The 2,427-nt window shown below is 65.4% G+C and carries 1 protein-coding gene; it reads left to right on the forward strand.

Annotation, left to right across the window (positions count from 1 at the left end; genetic code table 11):
- Nucleotides 1-527: 527 nt before the first annotated feature.
- Entirely contained in the window at nucleotides 528-1,940 is a 1,413-nt protein-coding gene (locus FCN22_RS21315) for a P1 family peptidase (protein ID WP_137123571.1), read from the forward strand.
- The last annotated feature ends 487 nt before the right edge of the window (nucleotides 1,941-2,427 follow it).

Here is a 2,427-nt window from a genome sequence, read left to right on the forward strand (position 1 = left end):
AACATGCCGGTGAATTCCCAGTCTCACACAGTCGACACGCGGGACCAGCAAAAACTAAGTGCGGCTGTAGTACTAGGCGATAATGGTCCTCAGCTCGTCCCAGCGTCATCCGGCCGCGCGCCGGGTCGATCCAATCACCAGTGGCCAGCTCGCTCTTCATCTGGGCCTCGAAGGCCGCGGCGTCCCGGCGGGTGCGGAATGACCGGGAGCGTTCCTGTCGGTCGGGGCCGTGGTAGCGGACTCGGTAAACGATGTTGCCCGAAGGTAACCGGCGCGTCGCAAGCACGGCCAGCCCAACCTGACGGCGACGGGGGCAGCGCGGCTTCGGACGTGGTTCCTGCCCGTTCCACCGCTTCTCTCCCAGAAGGAGATGGCGGAGTGCCGCGGCCTCCTCCACCTCTTGTAGTGCACAGGCCAGTCCAGTAGCCTACGACACTTCAGCGATAGGCACGGAACCGCGGCATCCTTTTGATGCCAACCGGTTTCATCAAACCGATTCTCGCGCATCTCATAGAACGGACAGCATCATGCAGACTCGCAGTGCTTCCCTGTCCCTTGGTGTCTTGGCTCTTTCGGCGGCGATGGTGACCGGCCTGCCCATGGCAAGTGCCACACCGTCCACCCCTAACCCCGGGCTTCCCGGCAAGAACAACGCGATCACCGACGTGCCAGGCATCCGGGTCGGTCAGGTGCAGTCGACGGCAGGTACCTACCTGACCGGGACGACTGTGGTCTACACGCCAACGATGTCGGTGGCCAGCGTCGACCAGAGCGGCGGGGCGCCTGCTACCAAGGAGACCGACCTTCTCAGCCCGCTCAACTCCAACCCTGGAGTCAACGCCATCCAGCTCGGCGGCAGCAGCATGTACGGGCTCGACGCCACCACAGGCATCATTCGCTGGCTAGAGGACCGGAAAGAGGGCGTCAACGTCGGCGTGGGCGTCGCACCGATCGTGCCTGCCGCCGACATCTTCGACCTCGGCCGCGGCGGGGACATCAAGTCCCGTACCTCCGCTCCGTGGGGCTACCTGGCAGCCGACGCGAACCGCGCCGGTCCCGTCCGACAAGGCGTGGTTGGGGGAGGCACCGGAGCGCGCTCCGGTGGTCTGAAGAGTGGGGTCGGTACTGCGAGTGTCTACCTGGGAGATGGGATCTACGTCGGAGCCATCGTGATCGTCAATTCTGCCGGTTCGGCGGTTGATCCGCGAGACTGCAGTCTGCTGGGAGCAAGCCTGGGTATCGGTGATGAGTTTGACGGACTGCGCATCCCCAAGCGATCCGAGTGCCACCCGCCAAAGCCGGACTCCAATAACCTGAACACGACGATCGCCGTGGTGGCCACGAACGCGCCTCTGGAGAAGGCCGCGGCGCAGCGCATGTCCGCCAACGCCAACGATGGGCTTGCCAGGGCAATCAATCCCATCCACACCCTGGCCGACGGTGACACGGTCTTCGCTGTCTCCACCGGCACCGGGACTCCCCTGCGGGTCAACGACCCTGCCGCGTCCCGGACGCTGAACTCGGTCTTCAACGCCGGCGCCAACACCCTGTCCCGGGCCGTGACCAAGGCGCTGCTGTCCGCCCGGTCCGAGGGGACAGCGAAGAGCTACTGCGACACCTACCCCTCAGCGTGCAAGCACCTGGAGAACCTGGAGTCGTGGCGGAACGCCGGCACCGCACCAGACGTCACTCCGAAGTCCTTTCGCTGGGCCTCGTCCAAGCTGGCGCTAACGCCCATTCCCCGACCCGACGACAAGGCACCAGGCGCGAAATCCCCCGCTGCCAACACGCTCGGCAAGAATCGGCCCGACTCCACACTGCTGCACGAGTCGGCCGCAACACTCGATGCAACAAATAGGCCTCGCAACGCTGTTGCGGTAGCCGGGGTCGGCCTACTGGGTCTCGTCGTCGCCGTACGCCGCAAGCGCAATCGCCGCTAGCACGGCACGCCGATCCTTGAGCCGGCCGAAGCAAAGGGCGACCTTGCGTCACCTCACCGCCTTCATGGGACGCCTTGTCGGGATGTCTCCGAAGGTGGGTTATTCGGCCAGTCCTCGAGTTCCACGAACTGCCCGTAGGTGGCGCCCATATGTCCCGGATTGGCCAAGAGATGTTGCACGAAGCCTCGACGTCAGGAGACGGCGGAAGTAGGCGGGTGAAACCCTGCCCCAGCGGGCGGCACGTCACCGTCCAAGCCGCGGCAGCTTCACTCGAAGCCAGTGGCCAGTTCCGTGGCCGGCGGCGACGGCCGCGGTCCGTGGACGAGGGAGGCAACGCCCAGATTCCGCCCGGCCGTTGGACATCGTGCCGGTGAGCGCGGTGCGCTACTTGCCGCAGACGACGGTCGGTCCTAGTGGTCCGTCTCGCTATTGGCTAACCACTTCGTCGAGCCGGGTCCGTGCGCGGCGTACCTTGGCCAGGATTGAC

This window comes from Segeticoccus rhizosphaerae (genome assembly GCF_005222685.1).
GTDB classification, from domain to species: domain Bacteria; phylum Actinomycetota; class Actinomycetes; order Actinomycetales; family Dermatophilaceae; genus Segeticoccus; species Segeticoccus rhizosphaerae.